A 14,822-nucleotide genomic window follows, 5' to 3' on the forward strand; every position below is an offset into this window, starting at 1 on the left:
ATGACCGATTACACCCCGCCCAGGATCTGGACCTGGAACGGCGCAAACGGCGGCCAGTTCGCCAACATCAATCGCCCGATCTCCGGCCCCACGCACGACAAGGCGCTCCCGATCGGCCGGCACCCGCTCCAGCTCTATTCGCTCGGTACCCCCAACGGCGTGAAGGTCACGATCATGCTGGAGGAACTGCTGGCCGCCGGTCACGCGGGGGCCGAGTACGACGCATGGCTGATCAATATCGGTGCCGGCGACCAGTTCGGCAGCGGCTTCGTCGCCGTCAACCCGAACTCCAAGATCCCCGCCATGGTCGACCGCAGCGGACCGCAACCCCTCCGCATCTTCGAATCCGGCTCCATCCTGCTCTACCTGGCCGAAAAATTCGGCGCCTTCCTGCCGAAGGACATCGCCGGACGCACCGAATGCCTCAACTGGCTGTTCTGGCAGGTCGGCAGCGCCCCCTATCTCGGCGGCGGCTTCGGCCATTTCTACGCCTACGCACCGCAGAAGATCGAATATGCGATCGACCGCTTCGCAATGGAGGCCAAGCGCCAACTGGACGTGCTGGACCGCCGACTGGCGGAAAGCCCCTATATCGCGGGCGATACCTACAGCATCGCCGACATGGCGATCTTCCCCTGGTATGGCGGCCTGGTCAAAGGCTGGCTCTACGGCGCTTCAGCCGAGTTCCTGAGCGTGCAGGACTACAAACATCTGCAAGCCTGGGCCGACCGCCTGCTGGAACGCCCCGCCGTCCAGCGCGGCCGCATGGTCAACCGCACGAGCGGCGAACCGTCAGAACAACTGCGCGAACGCCACGAAGCCAGCGATTTCCAGACCAAGACACAAGACAAGTTCGACCCTGCCAAATAGTCGCCCCTCCAAAACCTGTCAGGACAGGCGCGCGTCCTGACAGGCCCTCATCCGCCGCCCATCACGACCATCAGAATGGCCGCGAAGGTTCCAGAAAACATTCCCATGGCTGCATTCGCCATGAGCCCACGATTTTCCGCATCAATAACAAATAAAAGATTCTTTTTAATAAAGTATACCGAAACGTAAATTATCGCAAAAAGAAGCACAAACAGGTCTCACCTGTCTGCAACAATCGATGAATTCTGTTCATGACACAGCCACATAGGTGTCCGGATTGGCAAGACCAGTCAGAAGACCACGATAGGATTCCAGCGACGGCACCTCCATGTCCTTCATCTTCCCGGCATCGTCATAACGACGGACCTGAATGGCCTCATGGAAATAAGGATTTTTCTCAAAATCCGTCGCCTCGTCCGGCGTGAACGGCCCCCCCTGCAAGCGCAGGCTCAGTTCCGAAGCAGAACTCAGCCCCTCGCGATAACCGGGCTCCCGAGCGCAAAGATACCGCTTGGCATCGACATGCATCACGATGGGCGCGATCACGGAAGGCGGGAAATAAGGCTGAAGCAGCGCCCCTCCCCGATGTTCATGATGCCCGTCTGTTCCCGAGCCTTCCGCCTGCGTTCCAGCATGATCAATGAACTGGCCGATATCATGAAGCAGCGCTGCCGCGACAATCGTATCGGGCGCTCCCTCCCGTTGCGCAAGACAGGCGCACTGAAGTGCATGGTCGAGCTGCGAGACGTCCTCACCATAATCCTGTCCACCAAACTCGGCGAAAAGGTCATAGATACGATCGACAATGTTCATGGTCACCCGGCACTTGGATTTCACTCTGGACTATACCAGATATACGGCCTACTTATTGGCTTCTCCGCCGCAGCATGGCAAGGAAAAAGATATGTCCGATCCGTCACGCCGCCGCTTCCTGTCGGCGGCCGGCGCATCCGTCGCCAGCCTCCCCTTCACACGCAACCTGATCGAACGCGCCCTTGCCGTCGCCCCCGCCCATCGGACCGGAACGGTGCAGGACGTTCAGCATGTCGTCATCCACATGCAGGAAAACCGCTCGTTCGATCATTATTTCGGCGCGTTCAACGGGGTCCGCGGCTTCTCCGACCCACACCCCCTGCGCCTGCCGGGCGGCAATGCGGTGTGGCGCCAGCCGTCGTCGGAACATCCGGACGGGTATGTCCTGCCCTATCACGGCGACAGCCGAAGCACGCGATCCTTTACGGTCGACGGCGCCGATCAGGGTCACCTCGCAAATCTCACGATCTTTGCCGGAGGCCGCTTCGATCAATGGGGTGCCACGCGGGAAATGCGGCAGAGAATGCTACATTTCACAGGTGGAGACCTTCCATTCTATCACGATCTGGCCAATGCATTCACGATCTGCGACGCCTGGCATGCTTCGACGCTGACGCAGACCTATCCCAACCGCCTGCATCTCTTCTCCGGCTGCAACGGCGGGGGCACGGTCGGCGGCGATCCGGAGATGGACAATTACGGCGAGGATGAAACGCCCAGCGCCGACATGGCGCAGGATCAGCCTCTGCGCCCCGGCGCCTACAACTGGCACACTTACGCCGAACGCCTGGAAGAATCCGGCATAAACTGGAAAGTTTATCAGGAATACGATAATTTCGGCGACAATCTCCTCTCCGTCTTCCCAGCCTTCCGTCCCTGTGCACCAAATTCCAGCCTGTACGCACGCGGCCGATCATGGGTCAGCGAGCACAAAACCGCTCCCGATCGCATCCGTTCAGACGGCACCCAGCTTGTCGATGCCTTCCGCGCCGATATCTCAGCAGGCCGGTTGCCACAGGTTTCATGGATCGTGACGGCGAAAGATCTTTCCGAACATCCCGACGCCATCCCGGCACGCGGCGAATTCGTGACCGCGAAACTGATCGAAGCCCTGGTCGACCACCCCGAGACCTTCGCCCGTACCGTCTTCATCACGATCTATGACGAAGCGGGCGGCTTCTTCGACCACATGCCGCCCCCCGTGCCGCCGCTGACGCCGGAACAAGGTCTCAGCACCGTCTCCACCGCTGGCGAGATCAAGCACTACCCACCCGGCTCCCCACACCCTGGCCCTCAACCGATCGGCCTGGGCATACGTGTGCCCGCCATCATCGTCAGTCCGTGGAGCCGGGGGGGCTATGTCTGTTCACAATTGTTCGACCACACCTCCGTCCTGCGGTTCCTGGAACAGTGTTTCGGCGTGAAGGAACCCAATATCAGCGACTGGCGTCGCGCCGTCTGCGGCGACCTTCTCTCGGCATTCGATTTCTCGCGTTCCGCCCGGCATGCGCCGCTGGCCTTCCCGCATATTCGCGACACCCAGGACCGCATCGCGCGCTCCCTTGCCGGCACCGCCTTCGCAATCCCGGCCGTGCAGAAACAACCCCGCCAGATGGCCGGACAACGCCCCGTCCGTCCCCTGCCCTACGAATTCAGTGTGCAGACCGCACCCGATGCCGATGGCATGTTGGGCCTGACCATCAGCAACACCGGAGCCGCAGGCATCTGCCTGAGCGTCCATGACAATACCGACCGCAACCCGCCCCTCTCCTTCACCGTCGGCGCGAGCCATCACTGCAATGCACGGCTGTGGGCGGGCATCCAGGGCGACAGCGGGCATGATTTCACCGTGCGCGGTCCGAATGGCTTCGTCAGACACCAACGTGGCGCATCCTCTCGCCCACCCGTCAGTGTCAGGACGGAGGCCGGAGAAGGCCAGACCCTCCGCCTGTCGGTCACCAGCCACCACACCACGCCGCAAGAGATCCGCCTGACGGACGAAACCCTGAGCAGCACAGCAGCTACGCACCATGCCACACTACCGCCGGGCGGCACCCGCCACTTCACCATTCCGTTGACACGAACCGATGGCTGGTATGCGCTGGCAATCGGCAGCAGCGTCGATCTCTCCTTCTGGATGGGGCTATACGGCGCCGCACGCCCCACAAAAACGGATCCTGCCCTAAACGTCCCATCCGATGGAGAGGCAGAACAACCGCCCTCTTCCCTTCATCATGCTTGACGCTGTATCCACCATCCATGATGCTGGCCGGCCATCGCAAACGCCGCTCCATCGTCAGGAGAATGCAGCCTGTCTCCGTCCGGTTCCGAAAACGACAACGTCGAACCCCACTATCTTCGCCTCCGCAACCAGGTCGCAGATGAAATCGAAGCCGGTATCCTGGCTTCCGGTGCCCGGTTGCCATCCGAACGCAAGTTCCAGGAACTGACCGGCAGCGCCCGCGGCACCATCCGCGAGGCGCTGTCACAGTTGGAAGCCGAAGGCCTGATCTACCGCAAGGACCGCAGCGGATGGTACGTCTCGCCCAAACCCGTCACATACGATCCCACCCGCTGGTCGGGTTTCATGACCTATGTGGCGGAACAGGGTCGCGTGCCAGCCACCGAAACCCTACAGGTCAAGACGGAAAAACAGCCCCCCGCCGTGCTCGATATTTTCGGCAAGGGCGTCCGTAACCCCCTGTATCGGGTGGAACGACGACGCAGCATCGACGAACGGCCGGTTCTGGTAGAAGAAATCACGATCAACCCGGCCCTGGCGCCCGGTCTGGCCCGACACAACCTCAACGGGTCGCTCAGCAGCGTCCTGCGCGAGGTCTATGGGCTGGCGGTCACACGCAACCACGTCGAAATGCGCGCCTGCGCCCTCGTGCGCCATACGGCGGAATGTCTTGGCGTCAAGTCCGGCACGCCGGGGCTTCTCGTCATCCGCACCAGCTATGACGCACGCGGGCGTGTCATAGAATACGATCAGGAATATTGGTGCGCCAACGCCATCCGCATCGAGGTAGATCTCACGGTCGCATAACCCGCGCCCTGCCCCCCAGACGTCGATGCGCGACAAACAGCGACACCAGGCCAAACCCCGTCACGATCGCTGCTGTGACATAGGCAAAATCGACATAGAACGACAGCCAGTTTTCCTTCGCCCCGCAGACATTGCGCAGGACGATAACCGCCACGCTGCCGCAATATCCGGCGGCATCCGCAACGTAAATCAGAAAGCCCGAATTGCCGGGCTTGCCGATCGCGGCAATCATCCTGTCGAACAACATGGCATTGAACGGCGTATAGGCCAGATAGAGCCCCATCCCGGACAGAATCATCCAGACCAGACCCGAGATGACACCGCACCGGAACGCCAAGGTCGCCCCCGCCAGCAGTACGGCACCGAGAATGATCAGGGCCTGCATCGTCTGTAATGCCGCCAGATTGTTTCGCACCCTGTTCAGCGCTGCCAGCACCACCAGCACACCGATGGCCACCGGTGCCTCACTTTCCGTAAAAAGGGCGGCAACATCCCGATATCCGGCCGCATGCCATAGCTCAGGAGCAAAATTATCCCGAAAATCGCGGATTGCAGTCAACATCACATATCCGACGACAAGCGGGAAAATCATCGTCCAGTTCGCCCGCAGCATCGCCATGCGCTCCGCCCGAAACATCGGCACACGCGGCATCCGTTCCGCTTCATCCTGCCGATCCGGCGGCGGTAGGATTTCCAGTGCCCAGACCGAAATCAGCAGAAGCGGGAAGAACACGCCCCCCACGGCCGCCGGCATCCACCAGACGCTGACACCAGCCTGCAACATCACCTCCCCCACCGATTTCATGACACCGGAAGAAAAGATGAAACTCGCACACAGGATCGCACCCAGAATATCGGATTCCCGCCTGCCTTCCAGATAACTGAAGACCAGACCCCATATCATGCCGAGCGGCAATCCGTTCAGCAGAAAGAACACCGCATTCCAGGGCGCCGGCGCCAGGGCAAAGAGAATCAGCGCCACCCAGGCGATGGATACCAGGCCAATGATCGCATACCCCCGCCCCTGCCGCCCGAACTGGGCAACAACCCTGATGCCGATCAGCTTGGAAAGCGCATAGCCTGCAATCTGCATGATAATAACGGCCGATTTGTAATCCAGCCCGTCAAGAAATGGCGCAACCCCGGAAAAAATGTCGGCCGCGACAGGCTTTCGAAAGGCGTACATCGAAAAATAGGCGGTAAATCCAGCAATGCCACCAACCGCCGTGATGGCGGGACGGGACAGGCGCGAGGCAAGTTTCGGCTTCATTCATCACCATTTGGTATATACCACAAATCTATAACCTGACACCGCCAATGCCGAATGAAGGTTATGTGACAGACCGATTGACAAATAAAGACATATCCGGCTGCCGACACCCTCACCACACATAGAGTACAAAAGAGATTTTAAATGTATTATCAAAGAGAGAATGCGATTTCCCTCCCGCGTCACTGATTCTTAACAATACGCATCAAACTCATTTTGGTATGGACCAATTACGTTTTACATGGCCAACCGGGAGCCCACGATGCCCTCTCCGATCGACCACTCCGTCATACGGCAGCGCGCCGCTGCCCCGCGCAATCAGAGCCGTCTGGCGCTCCTTCTGCTGACCACGACACTCATCAGTCCGCTCGCACTCGCCGATCGTCACGCCTTTGCCGCGGATGCGGTACCCACGAGCGACACCGACAGGCAAACCGCCGAAAATAAAAAGAAAATCTCTCATCCTCGGGCAGAGAAAGACGTGTCCGTCCCACATACGACGGCGGCCGAGTCGATCATCGTCACAGCCGCGACCCCCGACAAGACGGCCATCCAGCAAAAACGCCTGATGACGGGGATCAGCGACAGCCTGTCGGCCGAAGACCTGCGCAGTTCCACGACCAGTTCCATCGCGGACTCCCTGACGAAGATCCCGGGCGTCAGTGCGATCGTGAATCAGACGACCGGCCAGGGCCAGTACGTGACCATCCGTGGCTTGGCCGGCACTTACAACAACTTCATGATCAACGGCGCAAAAGTCGCCAGCACGAACGCCGAAAGCCGCGACGTCTCTCTCAACCTGCTGCAACCATACGGCATGGCAGGCGTCACGGTCTCCAAGACACAGACACCAGACATGATGGGCGACGCCATCGCCGGCTCGATCGACTTCAGAACGCCGACCGCCTTTGATTTCAAGAAACCGCAGATGCTGCGGGTCTATTCCGCCGCAGGCTATAATGACAGCGCGATGTCACAGAACCAGTCTTCGTTCGGCGGACAGATCCAGGTAGACGGCGCACGCAGATTCCTCAATGACAGGCTGGGCGTCTACCTGTCCGGCTACTACGTCGTCGACCAGACGCTGGGTCAGGAAATCGAAAATGACGGCGAATATCGCCCTTATTATAAAGCTCCCGATACCACCAGCCACGTCGATTTCAACAGCCTGCAACTTCCAGGCATCGACCTCGCCTATCGCCGGACCCGACAGGAACGGGTCGGCGGCTCCTTTGCCGTCGATTATCACGAGGATATCTGGTCGGCTTATCTGCACGGCCAATATGCGCGGCTTCAGGTCAAAGGCGACCTCGATACGACCGAATATAACAATACCGGCAATTACTATAATGCCTCCGGAATCTGGTCTCCCAGCCAGTTCCTCTTCGGCCGCGAATTTCAGGTCGCTGACGACAACCAGTATCTGGCCAATCTCCAGGGCGGTGGAAAGCTGGACAAAGGCCGGTTCCATCTGTCCTTCAATGCCAGCGTCAGCCGCGGCCAGGATTCGACTCCGAACAAATATTCCACCGAATATGACAAGACATTCGACGAAGGCATAAGCTGGAGCCACATCGACCCCCGCTTTCCAACCGTCACGGCCAGCCCCTTCGCCAACTCCGTACAATACAATCCCGCCCTTCTCCAACTGGATGGCGCGTCGCTGGAGCGCAGTGCAACGACGAACACAGTCGTTTCCACCAATCTGGACATCAAATACGACGTCAACGATATCATCAGATACTTCAAAGGCGGTTTTCAGTTCAGAAACTCGACCCGCAGCTATTACGATCATCTGCTCTGGCAGGGCGATTTCTCAGGAACGTCGCTGGATGGCCTCAACCTCGCCCAGTCCGGTCTGCTCGGCCGCACCGTCAACGAAATCCTGCACAACCATTATTATTACGGCCCCATCTACTCGCGGGAGGCCGTCATCAGCGCCATCCGTTCCGCCATGCAGGCCACACCCGGCGCCGGCACCGACGCAGCCAGCATGTATGGCAACGACACGAACACGACCGAGCGTGTATTCGCCGGTTACATCATGACCGATATCACCCTCGGAAAACTGTCCCTGATCGGCGGCCTGCGCTACGAGCGGCGCAATACGGAAAGTGCCTTCTTCAACAACGATTCCGGTATACTCAGCCCCGCCTCCTCATACAGAGGTTATGGCGTCTTCCTGCCCAGCATCACAGCCAACCTGCCCGTCACCCGTAACCTGCTGTTCCGCGGTGCAATCTGGACCGGATATTCGGCACCGGAATACGGTTATCTCTCCGGCTCGCAGACCGTCACCCGCAATCCCGGCACTGGAAATATCATCGCGATCTCTCAGGGCAACCCCAACCTCAAGGCAGCCAGATCCCTCAATTTCGACCTGTCGGGCGACTATTACATGGACGCCAACAGCATGATATCCGTCGCGGGATATTACAAAAAACTTCGCAATTTCATCTTCACGAATGGAGACTCCGTCCCCGCCACCAACGAAGTCGGCAGCATCGACGTCACCCAGCCTCAAAACGGCAAGAATGCCAGCCTCTATGGCGTCGAATTCACAGCCTCGCGGACGCTGCTCGGGCTGATCCCCCATTCATCGCCGCTTTACTTCCTCGACGGCTTCGGCGTCTCCGGCAACGTCACCTTCCAGCGTAGCAGCGCCAATAGCGGGCAATCCTGGCGCACCGAGAACACGCCGCTCGTCTACGCGCCGAATCTCCTCTACAACATGTCGCTGAATTACCGGAAATACGGCCTCGACGCCCGGCTGTCCCTCTCCTATCGCGGCAAATATATCGAGCAGTTGCGCGCCAACCAGATCGACAAATGGGTCCAGCACAACAGAAACCTGAGCCTGCATGTCGGCTACAATATCACCCGCAACCTCCAGGTCGCCTTCGACGGCAACAATCTGCTCAACGACTGGGCCTATTTCACAACACGAGGCGAAGCCGTCCAGTACCAGAAAGATTATATCGAATTCGGCCGCACCTTCCTCTGGCATCTCGACTACGCGCTGTAATCTCCCGACCACCTGATCCCCCCTCCCCCTTTCGTTTCCGAAAGGGGGAGAGCCAACTCACCACGTCATTCCACAAGTTCAAGCTCGCGCATGTTCACCGCGTTTTCCGCCCGGATACGCTGCGCATCCCGCGCCGGCGGGCTGCCGAACATGCGCCGATATTCCCGGCTGAACTGCGACGGGCTGTCATATCCCACCGCAAAACCCGCCTCGGCGGCATCCACGCCGCCACTCATCAATTGCCGCCGTGCCTCCTGCAGGCGCAGCCGGGTCCGGTATTGCAGCGGACTCATCATGGTCGCGGCCCGGAAGTGGCGATGGAAAGAAGACGGACTCATGCCCGCCAGTCGCGCCACCTCCGCAATATCGAATGCTTCCGCATAATGCTCGCGGATCCAAGCGATCGCCCGGTTCAGATGGGACAGATTGCTCCCGGCAGTGGCGATCTGCCGCAGCACACCCCCCTGCGGCCCTTGCAGCAGGCGATAAAGCAGTTCCCGCACGATCGAGCGCCGCAGAAACGCAATGTCGCCCGGCTCGTCCAGCAACCCCACCAAACGAGTGACCGGGTCGAGGATATGCCGCGTCAGGTCGCTGACGACCATGCAGCGCGAGCAATGCAATGCCCCTCCGTCCTGACCCTGTGGCATCTCCAGCAGCACATCGGCAATCTGCACCGGGTCCAGCGTCAGGCATAACGCCAGATAAGGCTCGTCCACGCTCGCATGGGCGATGTGACTGGTCACCGGCAGATCGACCGCCGTCACCAGATATTTGCTGGCATCATAATCGAATGTCTGGTCGCATAGCATGACCTGCTTGCTGCCCTGCACGATCACACAGAAGCGGGGTTCATAGACCAGATCCATCGGCGTCGTCGGCGCCTCGGCCCGAAACAGCAGAAGACCCGGCAGAACCGTGTTCGTGCTCGGCTTTACACAATGCCGTTCGATCGCATCGCGCAGACGATCAAGCAGATCCTGCATCACCCCTCCTTCCAGCATCGACCTCGGAACCTGACCGAAAATGCGGTAGCCGGTAAGCCGTCAACTTTCCCCACAACCCCATAGCGCATATCCGATCCGATCACCGAAGACATTCATCCCCCTTGCGCGGATCGTGCAATCATATGGTCGGATCGTATTATCATGAAATTTTACACCACAAAAAATCTCAATTTTCTTTATTATATACAAACAGATAACGCCCATACACACTTCACGCTTTCCGTACCGGCACCCCAGCCAGATAGGATCATGCAATAAAGCGCGCGGATCGCTCTACCGCCCTATCGGTCATCGGTTGCATGATCCCCGCATACCGGCGCCGGGAGCCCTTCACATCGGTCTGGTGTCGACATGACGCCATCGTCGCGGACGGCCCACCCGGCACCCCTCGGAGCGCAACCGTCGCTCCTCCTTCCATCACATAGAGAGACCCATGGGTATCGTCGCATTCGCGCTCCGACGGCCATATACGTTCCTCGTCACCGGCGTCCTGATCCTGCTCATGGGGGTCACGGCACTCTTTCGTACGCCAACCGACGTCTTTCCCGCCATCGATATCCCGGTGGTGACGGTCGTCTGGTACTATGACGGGCTGGACGCGGCGGAAACGGAAAAACGCCTCAGCACCTATACGGAATTTTCCGAGAGCTTCTTCGTCAACAACCTGCGCACCATCGAAAGCCAGACCACCCCCGGCCTGGTTCTTCAGAAACTCTATTTCCAGCCGGGCGTGAATGTCGACCTGGCGGTGGCGCAGACCGTCTCGGCCACGAACTCGATCCGCGCCTTCCTGCCACCCGGCGTACAACCGCCCATCATCATGCAATACAGCGCCTCGTCCGTGCCCGTGCTGCAACTCTCCCTGTCGTCCGACAGGCTGACGGAGAGCGAACTGTACGATTACGGCGTCTATCGCGTACGCCAGCAACTCGCCCCCATTCCGGGCACCATGCTGCCGCCTCCCTATGGCGGCAAGATCCGTCAGGTCATGGTGGATATCGACAGCACAAGGCTGGCAGGCCTGGGGCTGACGCCGCTGGACGTATCCAACGCCATCAACGTACAGAACCTGACCCTGCCGGCCGGCACGACGAAGTTCGGCCCCACCCAATATGACCTGCGCATGAACGGCATGCCCGATGTGGCCGCCCGACTGAACCAGGTGCCGCTGAAACGCGACCCGAAAACCGGCGCCATCGTGCGGATCGCCGACGTGGCGCAGGTTCGCGACGGTACGGCGGTCCAGCAGAATGTCGTGCGCCGCGAAGGGCAACGCTCGGTGCTGCTGTCGATCATGAAGGCCGGCAACGCCTCGACGCTCGACGTGGTCAACGCCATCCGCGACAAGGTGCTGCCGGTCACCCGCGCCGCGGCTCCGCCAGGCATGAAGATCGACGAACTGTTCGACCAATCGGTCTTCGTCAAGGCCGCCATCTCCGGCGTGGCGTCCGAAGCCGTGATCGCCGGCCTGCTGACGGCGGCGATGATCCTGGCCTTCCTGGCAAGCTGGCGCTCGACGCTGATCGTCGCGGCCTCGATCCCGCTGGCCATCCTGTCCTCGATCGCCATTCTTTCGATGACGGGCCAGACCCTGAACCTGATGACATTGGGCGGCCTGGCCCTGGCTGTCGGCATCCTCGTCGACGACGCCACGGTCACGATCGAGAACATCCACCGCATCCGTCACGACGGCGCCGAACTTCGGCGCGCCGTCCTGGACGGCGCCGCCGGCATCGCGCTGCCCACCCTGGTCTCCACGCTGGCGATTTCCTGCGTGTTCGTCTCGGTGGAATTCCTGACCGGCCCGTCACGCTTCCTGTTCACGCCGATGGCTCTGGCCGTGGTCTATGCCATGCTGGCCTCCTACGCCATCAGCCGCACGCTGGTGCCGATCCTGGCCGCCCTGCTGCTGGGGGCGGAAGAAGAACAGGCCAGACGGCGGCGGGATGCCGGCCTGCCACCTGGCCGCATCGCCCGCTTCGGGCAAAGGTTCGACCACCATTTCGAACGTCTGCGCGACCGCTATGTCGCCCTGCTGCACCGGCTGATCGCCAGTTCCTGGAAGGTACCCGCACTGGCAGGCATCATGCTGCTGGCCGCGGGCCTCGTGGCCACCCAGGTCGGCCAGGATTTCTTTCCCGCCATCGATGCGGGCGAATTCCGCCTGCATGTCCGTACCCCCGCCGGCACGCGGATCGAAAGCACCGAGAAGATCTTCGATCGCGTCGAAGACACGATCCGCCAGATCGTACCGGATAGCGAGCGCGACCTGATTCTGGACAATATCGGCATTCCATTCCGCTACAGCATGCCGTTCGACGACGGCACCACGATTGGCCCCAATGACGGGCAGATCATGGTGGCGCTGAAGGAGCATCACCGCCCCACCGCCGATTATATCCGCACGCTGCGCACCGAACTGGCCCGGCGCTTCCCCGACTGCGTGTTCTATTTCCAGCCGGCGGACATCGTCACCCAGATCCTGAATTTCGGCATCCCGGCCCAGGTCGATATCCGCATCGCCGGCTACGACCAGGCCAACAATCGCAAGGTGATGCGCGACATCCTGCACGAGGCCGCGCAGATCCCCGGACTGGTGGACGTACACCTGCACCAGCAGATCGCAGCCCCCGAACTGCTGATCGCCATCGACAGGGTAAGGGCCCAGGATCTGGGGCTGACGCTGAACGACGTCGCACGCAACGTCATGGTCTCGATGGCCTCGTCCAATACCGTCACACCCAATTTCTGGGTCGATCCCGCCACCGGCATCCAGTACCCGCTGGCCGTGCAGACGCCGCAATATCGCGTCAACGGGATGGGTGACCTGCTGAACACCGTGATATCGCCCGCCCGCGGCGCAACCGGTACGCCCTCCCTGCTCAGCAACGTCGCCACGATCTCCCGCGGCATGGCGCAGAACGTGATTTCACATAGCAATATCCAGCCGGTTCTCGATATCGACGCCAGCGTCGAAGGACGCGACCTGGGTGGCATCGCGCGCGCCATCGACCAGATCGTCGCCCGCCATCGCGGCCAGTTGTCACCCGGCAACACCATCACGGTGCAGGGCCAGATCGACAGCATGCGCTCGGCCTTCACCCGGCTGGGTATCGGGCTGCTGGTCGCGGCATTGGCCGTCTACCTGCTGATGGTCGTCAACTTCCAGTCCTTCATGGACCCGTTCGTGGTGGTGCTGGGCCTGCCGGGCGCGATGTGCGGCATCGTGTTCATGCTGTTCGTCACCGGCACGACCTTCTCCGTCCCCTCCCTGATGGGCGCGATCATGAGCGTCGGCGTCGCCAGCGCCAATTCGATCCTGCTCGTCACCTTCGCCAAGGAACGCCGCGCCGACGGACATTCGGCAGCCGAGGCCGCCATCGCCGCCGGGCAAGCCCGCCTGCGCCCGATCCTGATGACCTCCCTGGCCATGGTGATCGGCATGCTGCCGATGTCGCTGGGGCTGGGCGATGGCGGTGAACAGAACGCGCCACTGGGCCGCGCCGTGATCGGCGGCCTGATGGTCGGAACCTGCGCCACGCTGTTCGTGGTGCCCTGGCTCTACAGCCGCCTGCGCCGGCGCGAGAGCCGCCTTCTCGAGGATTATCGCGATGTCTGACATCTCTTCCCCCGCCACCCCGCCATCGCGCACCGGCCGCACGACAGGCACCGCGATCGGCCTGGGCCTGGCCGCCCTGCTGGCATACGGCGCGGTCACGCATGTCGAGCACGCCCGCGCCGTCCGGGCGCTGGCCGATACCCGCCGCAACCAGGTCCCCGAAGTGCTCACGATGCGCGTCCACACCGATACGACGCCGGTGGCGCTGGACCTGCCGGGCGAAACCGCCCCGCTGGAAACGGCGGCGATCGGTGCCAGGGCTTCGGGCTACATCGAAAAACGGTTCGTGGATATCGGCACCCCGGTCAAGGCCGGACAGGTCCTGGCCCTGATCCGCGCCCCGGAACTGGACCGGCAGGTCGCCCGGGCCCAGGCGGCACTGGCCCAGGCCCAGGCCGACCTCGATCTGGCGCGCGTCACGGCGCGGCGCTCGGCGGGACTGGTCGGCGGCGGCGCCGTCAGCCAGCAGAATTTCGACGTCGACCGCATCACCCAGCAGGCAAGGCTGGCCGAACAGGAGGCCGCACGCGCCTCGCTGGCCGACATTGCCCAGCGCCAGGCCTACACGACCATCACCGCGCCCTTCGACGGCGTGGTAACCGCCCGCACGATCGAGGCCGGCGACCTGGTCGATGCCGACAATGTCCAGGCGGCACCGCTGTTCGTGGTCGCCCGCACCGACCGGCTGCGTGTGCGGGTCCATGTCCCCCAGGACCAGGCCACCGGCATCACGGTCGGCACACCGGCCGCACTCTCGCTACCCGCGCGTCCCGACCACCGTTTCAATGGTACCGTCACACGAACCGGCCATGCGCTGGAACGCGACAGCCGCATGCTGCCCGTCGAAATCGAACTGGATAATCCGGGTGGGCAACTGGCATCCGGCGTCTACGCCACCGTGCATTTCGACCTGCCGCGCACGCACGGGGTCACGCTGGTCCCCGCCGAAGCCCTGAATTACGAAGCCGATGGACTGTCGGTCGAAACCGTCTCGCCCGACAACCGCGTGACGGTGCGACACGTCACGGTCGGGCGCGATTACGGCGACCGGATCGAGATCCTCGACAATCTCCCCGACGGCAGCCAACTCATCGTCCACCCACCCTCCGGGCTGCATGACGGCAGCACCGTCGCCCCCCACCGCGATACCGAGACAAAGGGAGCCTGAC

General features: G+C 61.4%; 9 protein-coding genes. 6 read left to right on the plus strand and 3 right to left on the minus strand.

The window, feature by feature from the left end; translation table 11 throughout:
• Entirely contained in the window at positions 1-870 is an 870-nt protein-coding gene (gene yghU, locus C7453_RS09465) for a glutathione-dependent disulfide-bond oxidoreductase (protein WP_114727290.1), read from the plus strand.
• Between the two features lie 249 nt (positions 871-1,119).
• On the opposite strand, the gene C7453_RS09470 is transcribed toward yghU, so the two are convergent.
• On the minus strand, positions 1,120-1,683 hold the full coding sequence (locus tag C7453_RS09470) for an HD domain-containing protein (protein WP_114727291.1): 564 nt from the start codon (positions 1,681-1,683) through the stop codon (positions 1,120-1,122).
• A 91-nt stretch (positions 1,684-1,774) separates the two neighbouring features.
• Here C7453_RS09470 and C7453_RS09475 point away from each other — a divergent pair, with 91 nt between their 5' ends.
• Both C7453_RS09475 and C7453_RS09480 read left to right on the plus strand, forming a co-directional pair.
• Entirely contained in the window at positions 1,775-3,925 is a 2,151-nt protein-coding gene (locus C7453_RS09475) for a phosphocholine-specific phospholipase C (RefSeq protein ID WP_114727292.1), read from the plus strand.
• A 69-nt stretch (positions 3,926-3,994) separates the two neighbouring features.
• On the plus strand, positions 3,995-4,732 hold the full coding sequence (locus tag C7453_RS09480) for a UTRA domain-containing protein (protein WP_114727293.1): 738 nt from the start codon (positions 3,995-3,997) through the stop codon (positions 4,730-4,732).
• Here C7453_RS09480 and C7453_RS09485 read toward each other — a convergent pair.
• A complete protein-coding gene (locus tag C7453_RS09485) occupies positions 4,719-6,002 on the minus strand; it encodes a DUF5690 family protein (RefSeq protein ID WP_114727294.1) in 1,284 nt (427 codons plus the stop codon). The two genes, C7453_RS09480 and C7453_RS09485, sit on opposite strands and share 14 nt — an antisense overlap.
• A 481-nt stretch (positions 6,003-6,483) precedes the next feature.
• Here C7453_RS09485 and C7453_RS09490 point away from each other — a divergent pair, with 481 nt between their 5' ends.
• A complete protein-coding gene (locus tag C7453_RS09490) occupies positions 6,484-9,027 on the plus strand; it encodes a TonB-dependent receptor (protein WP_170143178.1) in 2,544 nt (847 codons plus the stop codon).
• 65 nt (positions 9,028-9,092) lie between these two features.
• Here C7453_RS09490 and C7453_RS09495 read toward each other — a convergent pair whose 3' ends face one another.
• Positions 9,093-10,013, minus strand: coding sequence for an AraC family transcriptional regulator (locus C7453_RS09495; RefSeq protein ID WP_114727296.1), 921 nt, complete (start codon positions 10,011-10,013; stop codon positions 9,093-9,095).
• 454 nt (positions 10,014-10,467) lie between these two features.
• Between C7453_RS09495 and C7453_RS09500 the strand changes: the two genes are divergently transcribed.
• The gene (locus C7453_RS09500; RefSeq protein ID WP_114727297.1) at positions 10,468-13,653 is read left to right on the plus strand and encodes an efflux RND transporter permease subunit; all 3,186 of its coding nucleotides are present in this window, start codon (positions 10,468-10,470) and stop codon (positions 13,651-13,653) included.
• Positions 13,646-14,821 carry an efflux RND transporter periplasmic adaptor subunit gene (locus C7453_RS09505; protein WP_114727298.1) on the plus strand — a complete coding sequence of 392 codons (1,176 nt, stop codon included), beginning with the start codon at positions 13,646-13,648 and terminating at the stop codon, positions 14,819-14,821. Before C7453_RS09500 ends, C7453_RS09505 begins: the two co-directional genes overlap by 8 nt.
• The last annotated feature ends 1 nt before the right edge of the window (position 14,822 follow it).

The organism is Gluconacetobacter liquefaciens (assembly GCF_003350405.1).
GTDB lineage: Bacteria > Pseudomonadota > Alphaproteobacteria > Acetobacterales > Acetobacteraceae > Gluconacetobacter > Gluconacetobacter liquefaciens.

Bases quoted from the DNA above. Each gene is read 5' to 3' on its own strand.
- yghU (WP_114727290.1), top strand. From the start codon at position 1: ATGACCGATTACACCCCGCCCAGGATCTGGACCTGGAACGGCGCAAAC.
- C7453_RS09505 (WP_114727298.1), top strand. From the start codon at position 13,646: ATGTCTGACATCTCTTCCCCCGCCACCCCGCCATCGCGCACCGGCCGC.
- C7453_RS09495 (WP_114727296.1), bottom strand. From the start codon at position 10,013: ATGCAGGATCTGCTTGATCGTCTGCGCGATGCGATCGAACGGCATTGT.
- C7453_RS09500 (WP_114727297.1), top strand. From the start codon at position 10,468: ATGGGTATCGTCGCATTCGCGCTCCGACGGCCATATACGTTCCTCGTC.
- C7453_RS09475 (WP_114727292.1), top strand. From the start codon at position 1,775: ATGTCCGATCCGTCACGCCGCCGCTTCCTGTCGGCGGCCGGCGCATCC.
- C7453_RS09485 (WP_114727294.1), bottom strand. From the start codon at position 6,002: ATGAAGCCGAAACTTGCCTCGCGCCTGTCCCGTCCCGCCATCACGGCG.
- C7453_RS09470 (WP_114727291.1), bottom strand. From the start codon at position 1,683: ATGAACATTGTCGATCGTATCTATGACCTTTTCGCCGAGTTTGGTGGA.